The organism is Sphingobacterium sp. BS-2 (genome assembly GCF_046161205.1).
GTDB classification, from domain to species: Bacteria; Bacteroidota; Bacteroidia; order Sphingobacteriales; family Sphingobacteriaceae; genus Sphingobacterium; species Sphingobacterium mizutaii.
The window spans coordinates 353063-373052 of the sequence record NZ_JBIXGO010000019.1; the positions used below are offsets into that span (position 1 = coordinate 353063).

Annotated in this window: 20 protein-coding genes; 11 read left to right on the top strand and 9 right to left on the bottom strand. The window is 41.7% G+C overall.

All coding sequences use genetic code 11. The features are described 5' to 3' along the window. The first annotated feature begins 9 nt into the window (after positions 1 to 9). The 3 genes from uvrA to ACK2WI_RS13415 are packed head-to-tail and all read left to right on the top strand — an operon-like array spanning position 10 to position 4962. Positions 10 to 2817 (top strand): excinuclease ABC subunit UvrA, encoded by a 2808-nt coding sequence (uvrA, locus tag ACK2WI_RS13405; protein ID WP_409151335.1) that lies wholly within the window; start codon positions 10 to 12, stop codon positions 2815 to 2817. 12 nt (positions 2818 to 2829) lie between these two features. After that, entirely contained in the window at positions 2830 to 4470 is a 1641-nt protein-coding gene (pafA, locus tag ACK2WI_RS13410) for an alkaline phosphatase PafA (RefSeq protein WP_409151337.1), read from the top strand. A gap of 45 nt (positions 4471 to 4515) precedes the next feature. Continuing rightward, positions 4516 to 4962: an Rrf2 family transcriptional regulator gene (locus tag ACK2WI_RS13415; protein WP_093101291.1), complete on the top strand. Its 447-nt coding sequence runs from the start codon at positions 4516 to 4518 to the stop codon at positions 4960 to 4962. On the opposite strand, the gene ACK2WI_RS13420 is transcribed toward ACK2WI_RS13415, so the two are convergent. The 6 genes from ACK2WI_RS13420 to ACK2WI_RS13445 all read right to left on the bottom strand — a co-directional run bounded on the left by ACK2WI_RS13420 (position 4959) and on the right by ACK2WI_RS13445 (position 11033). Beyond that, entirely contained in the window at positions 4959 to 5348 is a 390-nt protein-coding gene (locus ACK2WI_RS13420) for a VOC family protein (RefSeq protein WP_409151339.1), read from the bottom strand. The genes ACK2WI_RS13415 and ACK2WI_RS13420 overlap by 4 nt on opposite strands. Then, positions 5348 to 6652, bottom strand: a complete 1305-nt coding sequence (gene murF / locus ACK2WI_RS13425; protein ID WP_409151341.1) for a UDP-N-acetylmuramoyl-tripeptide--D-alanyl-D-alanine ligase — start codon at positions 6650 to 6652, stop codon at positions 5348 to 5350. Before murF ends, ACK2WI_RS13420 begins: the two co-directional genes overlap by 1 nt. Positions 6653 to 6878: 226 nt before the next feature. After that, positions 6879 to 7853, bottom strand: a complete 975-nt coding sequence (gene pfkA / locus ACK2WI_RS13430) for a 6-phosphofructokinase (protein ID WP_093101297.1) — start codon at positions 7851 to 7853, stop codon at positions 6879 to 6881. Positions 7854 to 7905: 52 nt separating this feature from the next. Next, on the bottom strand, positions 7906 to 9627 hold the full coding sequence (locus ACK2WI_RS13435) for a protein-disulfide reductase DsbD family protein (RefSeq protein ID WP_409151343.1): 1722 nt from the start codon (positions 9625 to 9627) through the stop codon (positions 7906 to 7908). Positions 9628 to 9703: 76 nt separating this feature from the next. Beyond that, positions 9704 to 10156, bottom strand: a complete 453-nt coding sequence (locus ACK2WI_RS13440) for a protein-disulfide reductase DsbD domain-containing protein (RefSeq protein ID WP_169918966.1) — start codon at positions 10154 to 10156, stop codon at positions 9704 to 9706. Between the two features lie 97 nt (positions 10157 to 10253). Next, the gene (locus tag ACK2WI_RS13445) at positions 10254 to 11033 is read right to left on the bottom strand and encodes a biotin--[acetyl-CoA-carboxylase] ligase (RefSeq protein WP_409151345.1); all 780 of its coding nucleotides are present in this window, start codon (positions 11031 to 11033) and stop codon (positions 10254 to 10256) included. A gap of 61 nt (positions 11034 to 11094) precedes the next feature. Between ACK2WI_RS13445 and rsfS the strand changes: the two genes are divergently transcribed. Genes rsfS through ACK2WI_RS13465 form a run of 4 tightly spaced genes read left to right on the top strand, consistent with a single transcriptional unit; the run spans position 11095 to position 14908 of the window. Continuing rightward, on the top strand, positions 11095 to 11469 hold the full coding sequence (gene rsfS / locus ACK2WI_RS13450) for a ribosome silencing factor (RefSeq protein WP_093101305.1): 375 nt from the start codon (positions 11095 to 11097) through the stop codon (positions 11467 to 11469). Positions 11470 to 11502: 33 nt separating this feature from the next. After that, a complete protein-coding gene (gene ftsH / locus ACK2WI_RS13455) occupies positions 11503 to 13575 on the top strand; it encodes an ATP-dependent zinc metalloprotease FtsH (RefSeq protein WP_093101307.1) in 2073 nt (690 codons plus the stop codon). 55 nt (positions 13576 to 13630) lie between these two features. Further along, positions 13631 to 14278, top strand: a complete 648-nt coding sequence (locus ACK2WI_RS13460; protein ID WP_409151348.1) for a lactate utilization protein C — start codon at positions 13631 to 13633, stop codon at positions 14276 to 14278. Continuing rightward, positions 14279 to 14908 (top strand): rhomboid family intramembrane serine protease, encoded by a 630-nt coding sequence (locus ACK2WI_RS13465; RefSeq protein WP_409151350.1) that lies wholly within the window; start codon positions 14279 to 14281, stop codon positions 14906 to 14908. Positions 14909 to 14916: 8 nt separating this feature from the next. Here ACK2WI_RS13465 and ACK2WI_RS13470 read toward each other — a convergent pair whose 3' ends face one another. Further along, positions 14917 to 15318 (bottom strand): VOC family protein, encoded by a 402-nt coding sequence (locus tag ACK2WI_RS13470; protein WP_409151352.1) that lies wholly within the window; start codon positions 15316 to 15318, stop codon positions 14917 to 14919. 124 nt (positions 15319 to 15442) lie between these two features. Between ACK2WI_RS13470 and ACK2WI_RS13475 the strand changes: the two genes are divergently transcribed. Then, on the top strand, positions 15443 to 15862 hold the full coding sequence (locus ACK2WI_RS13475) for an SRPBCC domain-containing protein (protein ID WP_409151354.1): 420 nt from the start codon (positions 15443 to 15445) through the stop codon (positions 15860 to 15862). A 22-nt stretch (positions 15863 to 15884) separates the two neighbouring features. On the opposite strand, the gene ACK2WI_RS13480 is transcribed toward ACK2WI_RS13475, so the two are convergent. Next, positions 15885 to 17426, bottom strand: a complete 1542-nt coding sequence (locus tag ACK2WI_RS13480; RefSeq protein ID WP_409151356.1) for a YifB family Mg chelatase-like AAA ATPase — start codon at positions 17424 to 17426, stop codon at positions 15885 to 15887. 229 nt (positions 17427 to 17655) lie between these two features. Here ACK2WI_RS13480 and ACK2WI_RS13485 point away from each other — a divergent pair, with 229 nt between their 5' ends. The 3 genes from ACK2WI_RS13485 (at position 17656) to ACK2WI_RS13495 (ending at position 19035) form a co-directional block, all read left to right on the top strand. Next, positions 17656 to 17925: a YtxH domain-containing protein gene (locus ACK2WI_RS13485; protein WP_093101163.1), complete on the top strand. Its 270-nt coding sequence runs from the start codon at positions 17656 to 17658 to the stop codon at positions 17923 to 17925. A 95-nt stretch (positions 17926 to 18020) separates the two neighbouring features. After that, on the top strand, positions 18021 to 18467 hold the full coding sequence (locus tag ACK2WI_RS13490) for a hypothetical protein (protein WP_409151357.1): 447 nt from the start codon (positions 18021 to 18023) through the stop codon (positions 18465 to 18467). 7 nt (positions 18468 to 18474) lie between these two features. Next, positions 18475 to 19035, top strand: coding sequence for a hypothetical protein (locus ACK2WI_RS13495; protein ID WP_409151358.1), 561 nt, complete (start codon positions 18475 to 18477; stop codon positions 19033 to 19035). 6 nt (positions 19036 to 19041) lie between these two features. On the opposite strand, the gene ACK2WI_RS13500 is transcribed toward ACK2WI_RS13495, so the two are convergent. After that, a complete protein-coding gene (locus ACK2WI_RS13500; RefSeq protein ID WP_409151359.1) occupies positions 19042 to 19974 on the bottom strand; it encodes a GDP-L-fucose synthase family protein in 933 nt (310 codons plus the stop codon). Positions 19975 to 19990: the final 16 nt, after the last annotated feature.

A 19990-nucleotide genomic window follows, 5' to 3' on the forward strand; every position in this document is an offset into this window, starting at 1 on the left:
TTGAAGGTTATGCAAAAAACTGCTATTCATTCTCCAAAAACCCATATCCAAATTAAAGGCGCCCGTGTCAACAATCTAAAGAATATCGATGTCGATATTCCTAAAAATCAGCTTGTTGTCATTACGGGAATGTCGGGTTCCGGAAAATCTTCCCTCGCATTTGATACGCTATATGCTGAAGGCCAGCGCCGATACGTAGAAAGCTTGTCCTCCTATGCAAGACAGTTTATGGGGCGTATGAACAAGCCTGATGTAGATTACATCAAAGGCATCGCTCCGGCCATTGCTATCGAGCAAAAGGTCATATCCAGCAATCCTCGATCAACAGTTGGGACCTCTACAGAAATCTATGATTACCTGAAATTATTGTTCGCCAGGATTGGCAAGACCATTTCACCAGTTTCTGGAGAAGTAGTCAGCAAAGATACCGTCAGTTCCATTGTCGATAAACTCGTGGCTTATCCAGACGATGCAACCATTACGATTTACAGCCCACTGATTCCGAGTAATAACAGAAAGCTGAAAGAAGAGCTTTCGCTGCTCCTTCAAAAAGGCTTTGTTCGTGTGAAATACCAAGATTCCATTCAGAAGATTGAAACCATCATTGAAGATAAAGCGGTATCAAACGCTAGCTTCAAAGAAGGGGAAGTCTATATCGTAATCGACCGCGTACGCTTGGATCATGAAGATGATACCATCAATCGCTTGGCGGACTCGGTGCAAACGGCCTATTTCGAAGGAAAAGGTGAATGTGAGATCCAAGTCGATGAAGAACTGTTCCATTTTTCGGACAAGTTTGAATTGGATGGGATAACCTTCGAAGAACCTACGCCGAACTTTTTCAGTTTCAACAATCCTTATGGCGCCTGTAAGCGCTGTGAAGGTTATGGAAAGATCATCGGTATCGATCCAGACTTGGTTATTCCTGATAAAAGCCGTTCCGTGTTCGATGGGGCAATTGCGCCATGGCGCGGTGAAAAAATGGGTGCTTGGTTAGATAAATTGGTCAGGACAGCCATTAAATTTGATTTTCCTATACATCGTGCTTATAGTGACCTGACCAAGGCTCAACAAGAGTTGCTTTGGGAAGGGAATAAATATTTCAGAGGCTTAAACGACTTCTTTGCGGAATTGGAAGAACAGACCTATAAAATACAATATAGAGTGATGTTGTCCAGGTATAGAGGCAAGACGGACTGCCCAGAATGTAAAGGCACCAGATTGCGAAAAGATGCCTCTTACGTAAAGATCAACGGGCATTCCATTACCGATGTGGTTTTATTGCCTTTAAGTGAAGCTTTGGAAATGTTCCAAAACTTAAAACTTACAGAAAACGAAGCCATTATTGCCAAACGCTTGTTGGCCGAGATTGTCAACCGCTTGCAATTCCTCTGTGATGTTGGTCTGAGCTATCTTACCCTGAACCGATTGAGCAATAGCCTTTCGGGTGGTGAGTCGCAGCGTATCAACCTAGCAACATCCTTGGGTTCCTCTTTAGTTGGCTCCATCTATGTATTGGATGAACCAAGTATTGGTCTGCACCCTCGGGATACCCAAAAGTTAATCGGTGTTCTGAAATCACTTCGCGATGCTGGCAATACCGTGATAGTGGTCGAGCATGAGCAAGAAATGATGGAAGCTGCCGATTACCTGATCGATATTGGTCCTGAAGCAGGCATCAATGGCGGTGAACTGGTGTTCGCAGGTACCTATAAAGAAATCTTGAAGGATAAAAAAAGCTTAACCGGCGAATATTTACATGGAGACCTTTCCATTGTAGTTCCTGAGAAAAGAAGGAAATGGAATGAAAGCATCCGCGTAAATGGCGCTAGAGAAAATAACTTGAAAGGAATAACCGTAGATTTCCCATTGAATGTATTTACCGTAGTTTCTGGTGTATCGGGTTCCGGTAAGACCTCTTTGGTCAAAAGGATCCTATATCCGGCGCTGCAAAAGGCCATTGGCTCTTATTCTGGCGAGCAAACTGGTCTGTATGACGGCATCGAAGGTGCTATAGACCAGATCGAACAGGTGGAAATGGTTGACCAGAATCCAATCGGAAGGTCTACACGCTCCAATCCAGTGACCTATGTGAAAGCTTGGGATGAAATCAGGGCTTTGTATTCCTCCTTACCAGCGGCCAAAGCCAACGGCTTGAAACCATCAGCGTTCTCATTCAATGTGGAAGGCGGAAGGTGTGAGGTTTGTCAAGGAGAAGGTGTTGTAAAGATCGAGATGCAATTTATGGCCGATATCATCCTGCCATGTGAGGCCTGTGATGGCAAGCGTTTTAAACAACATGTCTTGGATGTGCAGTATAAGGAGAAATCGGTATCTGATATCTTGGATCTGAGCGTGGATGAAGCCATTGAATTCTTTGCTGACCAGCCAAAGATCTTGAACAAGCTTGGACCTTTGCAAGAAGTGGGTTTAGGCTATGTGAAATTAGGGCAGTCTTCGAGCACGCTCTCTGGGGGTGAAGCCCAAAGGATCAAACTTGCTTCCTTCTTGATCAAAGGAAACAATCAAAAGAAAACCATGTTTATTTTCGATGAGCCAACAACTGGTCTGCATTTCCATGATATCAGCAAGTTGTTGAAAGCATTCAATGCACTGATTGCTCAAGGGAATACGGTTTTGGTAATCGAACATAACTTAGATATGATCAAATCTGCCGATTGGGTAATCGATATCGGTCCGGAAGGTGGAGACAAGGGCGGAAACATTGTCTTTGCCGGAACGCCGGAAGATTTGGTCAAAAATAAAGACTCTTATACGGGTGATTTTTTAAAACGTCACCTAAATTTTAAACCCTAAAATTTAATAATAATGTATAGAAAGTTAAGTATTTCTATGTTGTTCTTATGCTTCTGCACCCTGCTTTCAGCACAGGTGGAGCGGCCAAAGTTAGTGGTAGGACTGATGGTAGACCAAATGCGTTGGGATTATCTGTACCGGTTTGCAGACCGATACGGCAATGACGGCTTCAAACGCCTGCTTCGCGATGGTTTTTCTTGTGAGAATGCCATGATCAATTATGTTCCAACTTTCACGGCTATCGGGCATAGTTCGGTGTATACCGGCAGTGTGCCTTCTATCCATGGTATTGCTGGAAATGATTGGATCGAACAACAAACAGGTACTTCCATGTATTGTACCCAAGATGATGCGGTAGAAGGTGTAGGAACGGCTGAAAAAGAAGGCAAGCAATCACCTAGGAACCTATTGGCATCAACAGTAACAGATCAATTGAAATTAGCAACCAATTTTCATTCTAAAGTAATCGGTATTGCGATCAAAGATAGGGGCGGAATCCTACCTGCTGGTCACTTTGCTGATGCTGCTTATTGGTTTGAGGCTAAATCTGGTGATTGGATCAGCTCGACCTATTACATGGAAAAACTTCCTCAATGGGTAGATGGTTTCAATAAACAAAAACTGGCGGATAAATACCTGAAACAAGATTGGAATACGCTTTATCCGCTTGATACCTATAAAACAAACAGCATCGATGATGACAATGTGTATGAAGGAAAATGGGCCGGCGAAGAAACTGCTGGTTTCCCTAGAAAGACTTCTTTGTTGATGAAGGATGCCGGTTATGAATTGATTAAATCTACACCTTATGGGAATACCATTACATTAGATTTTGCGAAGGAAGCAATCAAAAACGAAAAGCTTGGTAAAAACCCTCAAAACGCTACAGATTTTCTTGCGGTAAGTCTATCTGCTACGGATTATGTGGGTCACCGTTATTCGCTTTCTTCTGTAGAGATCGAAGATATTTACCTTCGCTTGGACCAAGAATTGGCTAAATTCTTCAAATACTTGGATGAAACCGTGGGTAAAGGAAATTATACCTTCTTCCTAACTGCCGATCATGCTGCTTCTTACAACTCACGTTATTTCATGGATATGCGTGGTAATGGTGGGTATTTCTTTTCGAGACAATTGCAAAGGAACATGAACGATTCATTGAAAGAGGAATTCGGAAAAGAGAATTTGATCATCAGTTTGATGAACTACCAAGTTCACTTGAACTATGCAGAAATTGAAAACTCTAAGTTGGACGAAGAGAAAATCAAGAAATCCATCATCAAGATGTTGAGACATGAAGACGGAGTCGCTTATGTGGTCGATATGGAAGGTGGAGAAAACATGATGGTGCCTACGGAAATCCGTGAGAAGATCATCAATGGGTATAACCGTAAACGCAGTGGTGCTATCCAGATCATCACGGAACCACAATGGTATGATGGAACGCCAAGGTCTACAGGGACTACACATGGTACCTGGACGCCTTATGATTCCCATATCCCATTGGTTTTTATGGGTTGGGGTATTCAGCCCGGTAAGACGAATAAAGTCGTTCACATCACGGATATTGCGCCTACGATCTCCTCTTTGCTGCATGTTATGGAGCCGAATGGATCTATAGGCCAGCCTATTGTAGACGTATTGCAGAAATAGCTTTATTTTTTATACTTTTGAAAGGTAAGACCAGATCGGTTTGTTATGCTATCGAAGAAAACGAAATACGCGATAAAAGCCCTAATGGTATTAGGCAGAAATTATGGGAAAGAACCCATGCAGATCGGCAAGATTGCTGAAGAAGAACGTATCCCAAAGAAGTTCCTAGAACAGATTTTACTGGAAATGCGTAATGCAGGAATTCTTTATTCCAAAAAAGGTGCAGGTGGTGGCTATAGCTTGAACAAAGCTCCTGAAGACATCTACCTTTCGCAGGTCATGCGCCTTATTGATGGTCCCATTGCCCTATTGCCATGTGTCAGCTTGAATTTCTACCGTTCTTGTGAAGAATGCGTAGAAGAACATGCCTGCGGCATCAGAGACACCTTTATCGAAGTGAGAAATGCCATGTTGCAGATCTTGAACGATACCAGTATCTCGAACTTAATCAATAAAGAAAAGGAACTGAACCTAGAAGTAGGTAAGGACTAAATTTCATAGAGTTCCAAAGGAAGCCCATCTGGATCGGTGAAAAAAGTAAATTTCTTGTTGCTTGTTTCATCAATACGGATGGGCTCTGTTTTTACCCCCATCCTGTTTAACGCTTCCACTTCCTTTTTTATGTTTTCCACCTTAAACGCCAAATGCCTCAAGCCTTTGGCTTCAGGATAGCTTGGTCTATCGGCTGGATTGGGGAAGGAAAATAATTCAATGATATACTCCCCATTCAGGGCTAAATCCAACTTATAGGAATCCCTTTCCTTTCGATAGACTTCCTGTATGACAGTCAAGCCCAATATCTCGATATAAAATGCCTTGGAAACAGCGTAATCGCTGCAAATAATGGCGATATGATGGATACCCTGTAGTTTGAGCATTAAAGTACTTCCATTAATTTTTCAAATGCCATGCCCCTTGAAGCTTTCAATAAGATCATATAATCTTCCAAAGGATGTTCCTGGAGTTCCTTTTTCAGCTCATCAGTGCTAGCGAAGAAACTTGCTTCATCGTCCTTCAATGCATAGAAGGCTTTTCCGACAAAAATCAAACGGTCTAATTTCAAGCTTTTCGCTTTCTCAATGACTTTTCGGTGTTCGATTTCGCTCTGATCGCCCATTTCGAACATATCGCCCAAAATAGCGACCTTACGATCTGCTTGGATTACATCCAGGTTGCCCAATGCTGCTGCCATACTACTGGCATTGGCATTATAATAATCTGCTATGATGGTATTGTTCTCCGTTTTGGTAATCTGGGAGCGGTTGTTTTGAGGCACATAATTCGACAAACCGTCATTGATCTGTTCGGTGCTCAAGCCAAAGGTTTTACCGAGCGATACTGCCGCCAACATGTTTTCAATATTGTATGCTCCAGTGAGATGCGTTTTCACTTCCTGCCTCTCTTCTTCGCCTTTTTCATGCCAGAAGATGGTCAGGTACGGGTCTGCGACAACCAATCCGCCTTGTATATCATTCTGATCCGAAAAACCATAATGGATCACATCTTTTAGGTCTCTATCCGCCGCCATCTGCATCAGGTATTCATTGTCGCCCTGCACATAGATCTGACCTTGATGGTCGCGAAGAAAATCATATAATTCACCTTTGGCTTTCATGACCCCTTCAAAGGAGCCAAATCCTTCCAAATGTGCTTTGCCGACATTGGTGATGAAACCATGGGTAGGTTGTGAGATACCGCATAAAAATGCGATTTCACCAACATGGTTTGCTCCCATCTCCACGATGGCGATTTCAATATCTTCCGTCAGCGATAAGATGGTCAAAGGAACGCCGATATGGTTGTTCAGGTTGCCTTTGGTGGCATAGGTATGGTATTTCTGCGAAAGTACACTGTTCAATAATTCCTTGCTCGTCGTTTTTCCATTGGTACCCGTGATACCGACGAAGGGCATTTTTAAATGTTTCCTGTGGAACCTCGCTAAATCCTGCAAGGCAGCCAATACATCTTCTACCAAGATAAAGGCAGGGTCTTCTTGATAAAAGTTCTTGTCGTCAATGACCACATATTTTGCGCCAGCCTCCAAAGCTTGAGCCGCAAAGCTATTGCCGTTGAAGTTATCACCCTTCAGGGCAAAAAACAGGCAGTCCTTGCTGATTTGACGTGTATCTGTACAAACTTTTGGAAATTCCTTATAAATCTGGTAGAGTTGAGCTATTTGCATCACATTTAAATTTAAACAAAGGTAAGCATGCAGTTTTAAAATAAAATAAGGAATTAAAAATGATTGGAAGCATTCGGGATTTACTTTGGTCTCATTCGAGACACATTCGGAAATTTGAAACTGATTCTCGAATGAGGTCAAGAAAAGAGTGAATGGGTTTTGCAGGTTTTTGCAAAAAAGAAGGGGCTGTTTTTAAGCAGCCCCTCCATGATTTACAAGTCTTTTATTATAGCGATAGAATCTCAACGATACGGGTAAGGTTTTCATTTACCTTATCGATATGCTTGATCGCTTTATTGAATGGTGTAAATTGGACATTTCCGCAGATTAAGCCAGCCATTTCAGCCTTACGGCCTTCAATAAGCCCCTCTACTGCTGCAACACCCAAACGACTCGCCAATACACGGTCCATACAGGTTGGTGAACCACCACGTTGGATATGGCCTAAGATCGAAAGACGGACATCGTAAGCAGGGAAGTTCGCTTGGATCTTTTCTGCTACTACCATTCCTCCTTCTTTATCGCCTTCAGCAACAATGATTATACGGGACGATTTGTTCTTTCTGGTTTTATCAAGGCGTTTCATGATCGCATCATAATCCACCTCCAACTCAGGGATAAGAACGGCCTCGGCACCGGTACTGATACCTGAACGTAAAGCGATCAATCCGGAGTCTCTACCCATTACCTCCACCACAAATAGGCGGTCATGGGACTCTGCTGTATCTCTGATTTTATCGACTGCTTCTACTACGGTATTGATAGCTGTATCATAACCAATGGTAAAGTCTGTACCGTTTAGGTCATTATCGATTGTTCCAGGCATTCCAACGATAGGGATGTCAAACTCTTCGATAAATTTAGACGCTCCGGTAAATGTACCGTCACCACCAATTACGACCAATGCATCGATATTATGTTTCTTAAGGTTTTCATAAGCTTGCTTCCTACCTTCTACGGTACGGAATTCATCGCTTCTTGCAGTTTTAAGGATGGTGCCACCACGTTGGATAATGTTGGCAACGGATTTAGCGTCCATTGGAGTGATATCTCCTTGCACCATTCCGTCATATCCTCTACGGATACCAAACATATTTTTACCGTGATATATTCCTGTTCTGATAACTGCACGAATTCCTGCATTCATGCCGGGGGAGTCTCCTCCGGACGTCAATACTGCGATGTTGTTAATGTTGCTCATAGTTCAAATATACCGAAATACTTATTTTTTGTGTATTAAATTGTTAGAAAGCCTATTTCTTAGCCTTATAAGCATCAATTGCTGATTGCAGATATGCTCTGTAGCTTTCGATGTTATAGTTGGCACCACTGGTAGGAACCAATAGTTCTTCGTTGTTATCTAACATTGCGTATAACGGTTGTGAGTTTGAGTTAAATTTAGAAATCTGGAAATCCGTATTCTTTCTGCCCACCGTATTGATTTTCTTGCCTGTAGTTTCAGAAACGAATTGTTCTGATTCAGGTAATTTCAGATCGTAGTCATCCACATAGAGTTCAGCAAGGATAAAGTTTTCATTGATCATTTGCTTGATTCCAGGATCAGACCATACATCGGCTTCCATTTTTCTACAGTTTACGCAGTTCCAGCCGGTAAAGTCTACCAATAAAGGTTTGTCCTGTGCTTTTGCTGCTGCCAATGCTTCGTCGTAATCGTAATATGGGTCCATTCCCTTGATCGTAGCACGATCGTGGAAGTGGTTGAAGTATTTACGGCTTGTGGCATCCGCTGAAATGGCATGCCCAGCACCAGCTTGTGATCCAGCAGAGATATCAAAATCCTGAGTACCGATTGGAGGCAAGAAAGCAGCGATTGATTTCAAAGGTGCTCCCCACATTCCTGGGATCATATAGACCACAAAGGAAAAGACCAGAATGGAAATAACCGTCCGCGGAACGGACATGTATTTCAGGTCGCTATCGTGGGCAAACTTGATCTTTCCGATCAGGTACAGTCCCATCAAGCCAAAGATCACGATCCAAAGAGCAAGGAAGACCTCACGGTCTAGGAATTGCCAGTTGTAAGCCAAATCCACGTTGGACAAGAATTTCAGAGCAAGGGCCAATTCCAAGAAACCAAGTACCACCTTCACGCTATTTAACCAACCGCCTGATTTAGGCATGGATTTCAATAGAGCAGGGAACATGGCGAATAAAACAAATGGAATCGCTAATGCGAATGAGAAGCCAAACATGGCAATGGCAGGTCCTAAGCGGTCGCCTTTAACTGCTGCGTTGACCAATACGGTTCCGATGATCGGACCGGTACAAGAAAAGGATACCACAGCTAAACTAGCCGCCATAAAGAAGTACCCGATCATACCGCCTTTGTCGGATTTCTCGTCGATTTTGTTGACAAACTTGCTCGGTAAGGTGATTTCAAATGCCCCAAAGAACGATGCTGCGAAGAAGACGAGCATCAGGAAGAAGAAGAAGTTGAACACACCATTGGTCGATAGGGCATTTAGGGCCTCTGGACCGAATGCGATCGTAATCAACATCCCTAAAGCAACGTAAATGACAATGATGAACAAGCCATAAGTCAGGGCTTGTGATACTGCTTGTAATTTAGAAGCTGATTTTTTGGTGAAGAAACTAACGGTCAATGGTACCATTGGGAAGATACAAGGCATTAGGAATGCCAAGAATCCACCTAGAAGGCCTTCGATGAATATTCCCCATAGGGAAGTGCTTTCAGATTGGCTATCGGAAGATACAACAGTAGGGCTTACCGCGGCGGTGCTATCTGCAGCTGCTGCTGTGTCGGTACCGTCGGAAAACTCTACACCATCGAGGTCTGTGATCAAGCTGTCGCCAGAGCTGGTTGCTTCTTGGCCAGAGCTAAATTCAACGTCTTCAATGTTGATCAGGGTATCTTGGGAAATTCCTTTTAGGGGAGTGATTGTTATTAGAAATAGCCAACTGAAGGCTATTAGGGCATTTTTTAAGCTAAACATATTTGATTATTGTCGGGATAAATTAAGAAAAAGGCAGGGGTATCCTGCCTTTTGGTTTCTTTCTTTATTTGATGTGTTACTTAATAGTAACTGCAAATTCGTACTCATCGGGTGGTAAACAACGCTCTTTATCACATGCCATAAATGTTGCTACACCTTTAACTGTTGTTGGTTTGTCGTTTGCCAACTTCACTTTTTGTTGGAAGACAACCTCGCCGTTATAGTAAGGGACATTCATTTTGAAGACGTCCTCAAACTTCGTTTTTGGTTCTTTAGCTGCTGGTTTTCCAGTGATCTTTGCTCCATTCGCTGGAGTGAAGGTGAAAGAAGTTGAAATAGGGCCTCCAGAAGGTACGTTTAATCCGTAAATATGCCAACCTTGATCAACATTGGCTTTTAATAAGATTACAGCTTCGTTGTTAGGTAGTTTCTTAAAGCCTACTGACCATTTTACAGGGTTTACCACCTGAGCAAAAGTCCCAGATACGGCAAACACTAAAAATGCAATTAATAGATTTATTTTTTTCATAAATAACCGTTTTATTCTTATGTGTGACTTATTTAAGTCCATAAAGTTTAATTCAAAGTTAGTATTATCTCTAATATTTAATGTAGATGTAATGATTTTATTGCATTATAAATACAACTTCCTTGAAATAGTACCGCTGCTCTTGCAGGTCCCGCTTTAGGACCAGTGCTCCGTTTTCCTCCACACGCAATAAGGTAGCTTCAAAAATCTCGTTATTAACTGCGTATTTTGCGGGTATAGCGCGTCGGAAGAGATGTTGGTTGTATTCTTCTAATAAGTCTTTGTCGGATAGGGTTTTTGAGCGATAATCTTCCACTCTTTGCTGAATTTGTAACAAGAGGTTAATACATGCCGATTTTAGGTCAGGTATAAATAGTCCTGTCTCTTTAAATACGGAACTGGCAGTGTCCGCTAGCGGTCCAAAAAATTGCTTTTGGTTGACATTCACGCCGATGCCAACAATAGAATGCTTTATTTCCTTGCTATTGCTGCTATTCTCAATCAATATGCCTGTTACTTTCTTGTCTCCGATCATGATATCATTTGGCCATTTGATGCTCGCTTGGACCTGCAGTGATTTTAGCCAATCGATAATGCCTAGACTGATTAACATGTTCAATATGAAGTGCTTCTGCAAGTTTAGGAAGGTGGGGTAGATGACAAAACTGAAGGTAATATTGCTGTTTGGTTCGGATGTCCAAGAGTTTTCGCGTTGGCCACGGCCTTTGGTTTGGTTTTTTGCCATAATGGCAGACCATTCGGCTAGTGGCTTGAAATTTGACAATTGAGATTTCAAATAATCATTGGTAGAGCCGATCTCGTCCAAAACAATTAGTGTTTGGCGTAGTGATTCTCCCGAAAATGTGTTATTTTGCAAAAGATATTGTATTAAAAAATAGTTTGAAACAATTTATTAGTCAAAAGTATAATAAATCTTAATGAGTAAAAACAAAAAATCTTTGTTGTCAGAGAAGCTAGCAGATGTGGTGATCCATGGGATGCAGGAGAAAAAAGGCAACGAAATCGTGAGGATGGATATGCGAGAGGTGAACGGCACCTTGTCTGACTATTTTGTAATCTGCCATGCTGATTCTACGGTTCAAGTAAACGCGATTGCCAAGAGCGTTGAAGATGAAGTTTATAAAGCATTTGGCCAAGACCCATGGCATAAAGAGGGCCAGGGCAACGGCGAATGGATTCTGCTTGATTTTATCGATGTAGTAGTTCATATCTTTAAAACAGATAAGCGGGAGCATTATAGGATAGAGGACCTGTGGGGGGATGCGCACATGAGCAAATACCAGAGCGCATAATAATTGTTGTGAAACGTAGAATAAGAGTAATAAATGAAGAAAGTTCCGAGTAAGAAGATTACGCCAATGCCACCAAAATTCAATATGATATGGCTTTGGATTGCGATGATCGTAGGGTTTTTTGGGCTTCAATACTTGTTTAGTGGAGAATCATCCAAGAAAATTACCTACAAGGAGTTCGAACAAACCATGCTTATCCCTGGGGATGTTGAGAAGCTCGTTGCCTATAAGAGCAATGACCTGATCGATGTCGAAGTATATATAAAGAGCGATAGATTAGACCAAGAGAAATACAAAAACATCTCAAGTAGTCCGAATAACCTATCTTTTTCTAATTCGACAGGGCCCCAATTCCAATTTACAGAACCGTCAGCAGAGATTCTTGAGCAGAAGCTAAAGGCTTCGCAAGACAGTTTGGCAGTTGGTCAACCGAAGATCGGTGTGACCTATGAAGATAGAACCAATCCATGGGCTGGATGGTTTATTTCATTCATGTTGCCATTGCTGATCATTGTGGTGATCTGGATATTCTTGATGCGCCGTATGAACGGTGGAGCAGGAGCTGGTGGAGGTGCCATTTTTAATATTGGTAAATCCAAAGCCCAATTGTTTGACAAAGAATCGCAGATCAATATCACTTTTAATGATGTAGCCGGATTAGAAGAGGCTAAGGAAGAGGTGATGGAGATTGTGGATTTCTTGAAAAATCCAAAAAAATATACTGATTTGGGAGGTAAGATTCCTAAGGGTGCCTTATTGGTAGGCCCTCCGGGAACAGGTAAGACTTTGTTGGCGAAAGCAGTAGCCGGTGAAGCCCAAGTGCCTTTCTTCTCCTTGTCAGGTTCAGACTTCGTGGAAATGTTTGTCGGAGTAGGTGCATCTCGTGTACGCGACTTGTTCAAACAAGCCAAAGAGAAGGCTCCATGTATCATTTTTATCGATGAGATCGATGCTATCGGTAGAGCCCGTGGAAAGAATTCCATCATGGGCGGAAATGATGAACGTGAGAATACATTGAACCAATTATTGGTGGAAATGGATGGTTTCGGTACGAACGTAGGGGTAATTATCCTTGCTGCAACCAACCGTCTGGATGTATTGGACTCGGCATTATTGCGTCCGGGACGTTTCGATAGACAGATTTCTATCGATAAACCAGACTTGATCGGCCGTGAGCAAATCTTTAATGTTCACTTGAAGCCATTGAAACTGGCTGAAGAGGTTGATGCGAAGAAATTATCAGCACAGACACCTGGTTTTGCAGGTGCTGAAATTGCGAACGTTTGTAATGAGGCAGCCTTGATCGCTGCGCGTAAGAACAAAAAAGCAATTGAAATGCAAGATTTCCAAGACGCCATTGACCGTGTCATCGGTGGTCTGGAGAAAAAGAATAAGATTATCTCTCCTGAAGAGAAGAAAATCGTGGCTTACCACGAGGCAGGACATGCGATTGCAGGTTGGTTCTTGGAACATGCAGATCCTTTGGTTAAGGTATCTATCGTTCCGCGTGGTGTTGCTGCATTAGGATATGCGCAATACCTTCCAAAAGAACAGTTCTTGTACACTACAGAGCAATTGATCGATAGTATGTGTATGACAATGGGTGGTCGTGTGGCTGAGGATATCACATTCGGAAGAATCAGTACCGGTGCTCAGAACGACTTGGAGCGCATTACGAAGTTGGCTTATGCGATGACTGCGGTTTATGGTATGAACCATAAAGTAGGTAATGTCTCGTTCAGGGATAGTTCTGGCGATAGCCAATTCCAAAAACCTTATTCTGATCAAACAGCTGAGCTGATTGATGATGAAGTAAGGGTGTTGATCTCGGAAGTTTACGACAGAACTAAAAAGCTGTTGATGGATAAACAAGATGGTTTGATCAAGATCGCTGAGAAGCTATTGGAAAAAGAGATCTTGTTCCAGGCAGACTTGGAGGAAATCTTAGGAAAACGCCCTTTCAGCAATAAAACTACTTATGATGAGTTTGTCAATGGTGGTGCTGATGGTGGAGGTGTTCCACAGACTGATTTGCCGATTCCTACAACGGATAGAGAGGACGTTCAGTCATCTAACGAGGAGCCGAAACAATTAGATTCAGAATAAAAATTATCAAAATAAAGTAACAGACAGGACTTTCAGTCCTGTTTGTTTTTATAATATGAATATCAGGAATACGACAGCGAAAGAGAAAATGCTGAAGAAAATTCGGCAAGCACTTCTTCAAAAAAGGGAGAACCCACACCCTATGTTTGAAGAAACGGCTTTGTACAAAGATGAAGAAGATTCATTGGACGTGACTTTTGCTCGGGAATTCACCCAGATGTCCGGAAAGTTCATTTACTGCGATGGGGAAATCAACCTGATCGAAAACCTGATTATCCTGGTAGAGAAGATCAATATCAGTAAGATCTTTGTTTGGGAGAAGCCGCTTCAGCAGATGTTGGATCAATATGGCTTTCCGTTCAGGAAGTCTCAACAAGCCTTTGAAGAAATTGAAGCCAGTATCACTACTTGTGAGTCTTTGATTGCCAGAAATGGCAGTATCATGATTTCTAATGCTTCGGAGTCAGGCCGTAGATTGAGCGTATACCCTCCTGTTCATATTGTCATTGCCAGAGCTTCCCAATTGGTTATGGATGTCAAACATGCCATGGCGCAAATCAAGGAAAAATATGGGGATGACCTACCAACCATGATTACGACCATTACTGGGCCGAGTAGAACCGCCGATATCGAGAAAAGATTGGTATTGGGGGCGCATGGACCAAAAGAGCTCTATTTATTCTTATTAGAAGACCGTTTTTAGATGATACAATATTACCTTACCGCTACTCCAGTGGCCAGTTTGATTTTTGCCCTTACGATCGGTTTAAGTATTTATGTCTTTTCTAATCCGCAGTGGTTTGAGAAGTTGATGCTGCATCCTTATTCGGTTACTCGCTCTAAAAGTAAATGGTATTTGATATTGACAAGTGGATTAATCCATAAGGATTGGATGCACTTGATCTTTAATATGATCACGTTCTATTATTTTGGATTTGGTCTTGAGCAGATCTTTGTGGAAATAAGTGGTCCAATGGGACACCTATTGTTTGCCCTGCTCTATATCATTTCTTTGGTTTTAAGTGATATCCCTACGGTTATTCGACACAAGGATAATTATGGCTATCACAGCCTTGGTGCTTCGGGAGCTATCAGTACCGTCCTGTTCAGTTATATCCTGTTTAATCCAAAGATGATGTTGGGGATCTTTATGATTATCCCTATGCCAGCGTATATTTTTGCTTTTGTGTATTTGGGCTACTGTATCTGGGCTTCCAAGAATTCGAATGATGGCATTAATCATGATGCCCATTTGTTTGGCGCTCTAACGGGTTTGCTGTTTACCATTATTACCTATCCTTGGATTATCAAGCACTTTATTGCACAGTTTTAAGATCTCTTTTACATGTTGTCCATTAATAGGACATTGAACTTGTGCCCATCTGGATCTGAGAAGGCAAAGCCATAGTAGTTGTTTTCGTCTCTTATTAGCGGTTGGATAATCTTTCCACCTGCTTCCTTTACTAATCTTTCAAATTCTTGTACTTCCTGCTCTGTATCTGCAGAGAGCGTAAATATTATTCCATCGGATTTGGAACCGGCTTGGATATACTTGTCAATTTGTCCGGAATTTTCTTCGAAGAAATGGATGACAAAATTGTTCTCTCCAAAAAAGAAGCTCGCTAGCTTAAGGTCTGTGCTATTTGGGGGCGTGTTGGATACAAAGCCTAGTTTGCTATAGAATTCATGTGTGCGATTTGCTGACTTTACACTATAATTTGCCCAAATGAGTTTTGGATTCATGGTTTATTTTTTTCTTTAGGAACAAGCGGAGGGATATTTCGTTTGGCTGGATCAGTTAATTCTTGTCATAGGGCAAGTATAAATAAGTTTTTATCCAATAGTTTTGGTTAAATCGAAAGATACTATGAAAGATACATTAGAAGCTCAGGTAATCATAAAGGCAAGCAAGGAGAAAGTTTGGGAAGTTTGGACCAAGGAGGAGTATGTGAAGATCTGGAATGTTCCATTTGAGGATTGGCATTGTCCGACAGTGATAAATGAGGTAAGGACTGGTGCGAGCTTTGATTTTAGAATGGAGAAGAAAGACGGTTCGGAGGGGTTTAACTATAAGGGGGAGTATACCTTTGTTGTTCCAAATGAAAGGATTGAGCTTTTGCAGGAAGATGGCCGGAAATCCGTGATCCATTTTAAAGAGCAAGATGGAAATATTGCATTGATAGAGCAATTTGAACCAGAAGAGAAAACGGAATTGGGGTTGCAGGTCGAGTTTTGTCAATCGGTATTGAATAAGTTTAAGGCTTGCGTGGAAGGTGAGTTGCAATAGGAAGATTGAGAAGATGGAATAATTAGGATCCCGTCCAATTCTCTCGGTCTAGGCTTCTTAGCTGGATAGCTTCTGCAAGGTGTTCATTGCTGATTTCAATCGAGCCTTCCAAATCGGCTATGGTTCGGGCGACCTTTAAGATTCGGTCATAAGCTCTTGCGGAAAGATTCAGTCTTTCCATGGCCATCTTGAGTAGGCGCCTTCCACCATCGTCAATAATACAGATTTCTTGGATGTTCCTTGCTCTCATTTGTGCATTGCTATGGATATGCTGATGTTTTTTGAATCGCTGTTCTTGTACCTTACGGGCATTGATTACCCTTTCCCTTACAGCTTCGCTTTTTTCAGAAGATTGATGGCTGCTCAGTTCGTTGAATTCGACCGGAGTGACTTCAATATGGATGTCTATCCTATCCAGTAAAGGGCCAGATATTTTACTGATATATTTTTGGACCGCATAAGAACCGCAGATGCACCGTCTGGTTGGATGGTTATAAAAGCCACAGGGGCACGGATTCATAGCGGCAATCAGCATAAAGCTTGCTGGGTAATCCACACTAAACCTCGATCTAGAAATTGTGATGGATCTAGATTCCAATGGTTGTCGCATCACCTCCAGAACGGATCTTTTAAATTCTGGCAGTTCGTCCAAGAACAATACCCCATTATGGGCTAAGGAGATTTCTCCTGGTTGTGGATACGAACCGCCACCAACCAAAGCGACATCTGATATCGTATGATGGGGTGAGCGGAAAGGACGAATGGTCATCAAGGACGTGGAGCTAGGCAGTTGCCCAGAAACAGAATGTATTTTGGTGGTCTCCAAGGACTCGTCAACAGTCAGTGGTGGCAAGATGGTTGGCAATCTCTTCGCAAGCATGGTCTTTCCAGCACCTGGAGGACCAATCAGAATAACATTGTGTCCACCTGCAGCTGCAATCTCCAATGCTCTTTTGATATTCTCCTGACCCTTTACATCAGCAAAGTCCAAATCGTAACTATTCATTAGTTTTTCGAAGCGTTTATTGATGTCAACTAGGGTGGGTTCAATGCTAGTTGCCCCAATAATGAACTGAACCGCTTCGTTAAAGGACCTGATCCCCAGGACCTCGATACCTGAAACAATAGCTGCTTCCTCAGCATTTTCGATCGGTAAGATGATACCATGAAAGCCGTCTTGTTTTGCCTGCAATGCAATTGACAACACACCTTTAACAGGATGGATCTTTCCATCTAAGGATAATTCTCCGAGTAATACATATTTGTTCAAGCGGTCCGAAATAATCTGTCTAGAGGCGGCTAATACTCCTATGGCGATCGCTAAGTCATAAGATGAGCCTTCTTTTCGGATATTTGCTGGAGCTAAGTTGATGATAATCTTTTGGCGGGGCATATAGAAACCATTTGACAATATGGCGCTTTCTACTCTTTGGATACTTTCTTTGACAGCATTGTCAGGAAGGCCGACGATAAAGTAATATAATCCAGGTGTAACATTGACTTCAACGGTGATGCTCGTAGCATTAATACCGAAGACTGCACTGCAATAGGTTTTTACTAACATTTAAGCGATATTTAATATCACTAAAAGTAAATAAATTATATATAAAACAAATGATGTATGGTTAATGCTAACAATTTCTTAAATTTTACTGAATCACAATTTGTGTTGTGTAGTCTGAAATTGACGGGATTGGGTAAATTTTTAATAAATAAAACGATTCGGTCTATTTTTTGTTATAATAGTATTAAAAGAAATAGAAATTGGTTTAACAACTAAATTGCAGTATAAAATGAAGGATAACGGTAAAATTGTAACAGCGCTGTTGGCTGGACTAGCCGCAGGTGCAGTTTTAGGAATTATTTTCGCACCTGAGAAAGGAAGTGAGACTAGAGAGAAATTGAATGAATCACTAGCTGATTTAACTGATGCAATCAAAGAACGCGCAGAAGAACAATTCGATCAGCTGACTGATTTTAAAGATAAAATCGTTGCGGCGGTAAAATCTAAGCTTGGCAAAGCAGAAGATGCGATCGATGAAGAGATCGAAGAGCACGCATAGTGCAAAAGCAAACCTTAGATTATTAAAAATTTTTAAATAATAGCTCCAGGACTATCTCTCGATAGTCTTGGAACCTATGATATGGAATTACGTGCATGGAAGAACAAAAATTTTCATTTTCTGAAGTATTCGATAAGTCTAAAGAATACATTGAGACCCAGATTGAACTAGCGAAATTAAAAGCTTTATCCAGATCCTCAAGGATCATGGGCTCTCTGATCGTAGATGGCAGTAAGGTTTTATTGTCTTTGCTGATTGTGTTTTTTGTTTCCCTGGCCTTAGGCTTTTATTTAGGGGAAGTACTGGGGAGCTATTCTTTAGGGTTTTTGGCAACAGGAGGGATCTTTTTTCTAGTTCTGCTATTGATCAAGGCCTTTGAGCCAAAGTTAGAAGAGAAGTTCATGAACATGTCCATCAAGCGTATTATGTCTAAGTGGGATGCCGATGATCATGATGATGAGATTGAAGAGATCAAAGAAGAGGTGCGTGAGGCCGTAAATGAAGTTGAGGAAGAATTAAAGGAAGAAAAAGAACGAGTTTAATCAGGATATGAGAACAAAGGTTACGAATTTTGATGAGTTGACAGCAGAGATTGCTCGCCTTAAGGTACAGAAGAAGGAGCAAGAAGCTTTTTTATTGAATCAATATGAATTGCTGAAACATAAGGTAGAAGCTCCTGCGCGTATTGCCAATATGATCTTCAACCGTGTGCCGGGTGTTTCCACCGTGAAAGGGTTGTTTTCAGGAATCAGTCAGGTTACCAACAAGAACAACAAAGCCGATTGGTTGACTAAAACCTTGCAATTGGGACTTCCATTAGTATTAAACCGAACTTTATTGAAGAATGCCGGATGGTTGAAGAAAGGCCTTGTGCTTTTTGGATCTGAAACCGTTGCCAGCCAAGTAAATCAAAGCAAAGTTACTGCTGTTATCGATAGGTTAACTGCTTTGATCAAACCGAAAAGCAAAAAGAAGAAAAAGAAAAACGAAGAGACCCTGGAAGCCGTTGCTGCCAACCCTATTCCGCCTAACCATCCTCCAATGATTACAGCTGAAGAGAGTGTTCAGGACAATAAGTACGGTATTCCGAAAGATAGCGAAGCCTATTAAAGGTTTTTAAGCTTCTTGCTTTTTCAAGAAATCCTCATAAGCTAATTTAATTCCTTCTTTAAGGTTGGTTTTTGCTTTCCAGCCTAAGCTGGTCAATTTGCTTACATCCATTAATTTTCTTGGAGTGCCATCGGGTTTGCTACTGTCAAACTCCAGTTCACCTTGGAATCCGACCACCTCTTTTATCAATTCAGCTAGCTCGCGGATGCTGATATCCTCGCCTACTCCAATATTCACAAATTGAAGGTCATTGTAATTTTCCATTAAGAAAACACAGGCATCTGCTAGGTCATCTGCAAACATAAATTCGCGCAAAGGCTTACCAGAACCCCAAATATTTACTGTGGGGCTGTTATTGACTTTTGCTTCATGGAACTTTCTGATCAATGCCGGCAATACGTGGGAGTTCTCTGGATGATAATTGTCATTGATGCCATAAAGGTTAGTCGGCATGACCGAGATATAATTATCATCGTATTGCATTCTATAAGACTCGACCATCTTGATACCAGCGATCTTGGCAATAGCATAAGGTTCATTGGTGGGTTCAAGGGTTCCGGTCAACAGATAATCTTCTTTCAAAGGCTGAGGGGCCATTTTAGGATAAATACAGCTGGAGCCTAAGAACATCAATTTCTTGACATCATTCTCATGGGAATAATGGATAACATTGTTCTGGATGGCCAAATTCTCATAGATAAAATCTGCCCTGTAAACGTTATTAGCCATAATACCCCCCACTTTAGCTGCGGCAAGGAATACATATTCAGGTTTTTCAGTTTCAAAAAATTCTTTCACGGTCTGTTGGTCACGGAGGTCCAATTCCTTGGAAGTCCTAACCACTATGTTTTCGAATCCTAACTCTTTTAACTTGCGGTAAATAGCCGATCCGACCATCCCTCTATGTCCTGCTACGTAAATTTTCGCTTGTTTTTCCACCTGAAGTATTATTTAT